Here is a 677-nt window from a genome sequence, read left to right as displayed (position 1 = left end):
GCCGATGGTACTGCAGGGGGGACCCTGTGGGAGAGTAGGTCACCGCCGGACTTCTTCATAAGCCGGGGTTGGTTGTTGAGTGAGCAGAGATGCTCCTCGATGACCAACCCCGGCTTTTTTCATTTGCCCCCAAACGTCCCCACGGCAATACGAGAGGCAGCGGAAGCTGCTACTCACGTGCCACCCAAGGTCCATCCCGGACCCGGGAAGCGCATTGCCGTAGGCTGGGTGGCGACGCAAGCGTCCAAGGTGAGGCGCATCCAAACGAGTACAACAACAATTCGACAGCGCATCCCGAGGAGCTATTCATGGACGCAAACGACAACGAGCGGCGAAGCTCAAACAACGAACGTGGAGCGGGCAACCGCCACGAACGAAGCGGCCAGGACGGGCGACGGGATGCCGGCGGACGCAGCGGCGAGCGCAAGCAGTACGGTGACCGGAAGCCTTACGCAGGCGGCGACCGCGACGGTCAACGTGGCGAGCGCAAGAGCTACCCAGCCCGCGATGGCGAGCGGAAGAGCTACGCCCCGCGTGATGACAGCCGTGGAGAGCGCAAGTCGTACCCGCCCCGTGACGGTGAGCGCAAGTCGTACCCGCCTCGCGATGGAGAGCGCAAGTCGTACGCCCCGCGTGACGATAACCGTGGCGAGCGCAAGTCGTACCCGCCTCGCGAT

General features: G+C 64.1%; 1 pseudogene. It reads left to right on the top strand.

Features of this window, described 5'->3' with window-relative positions:
- Positions 1–308: 308 nt before the first annotated feature.
- Positions 309–677: pseudogene (locus C5B85_RS18870) on the top strand (primosomal protein); the annotation flags it as partial.

It is taken from the genome of Pseudoclavibacter sp. AY1F1 (assembly GCF_002931075.1).
In the GTDB taxonomy this organism is placed as follows: Bacteria; Actinomycetota; Actinomycetes; order Actinomycetales; family Microbacteriaceae; genus Pseudoclavibacter.
The sequence above is the reverse complement of the archived record's forward strand: the minus strand, read 5'-3'. Positions and strand labels throughout refer to the sequence as shown.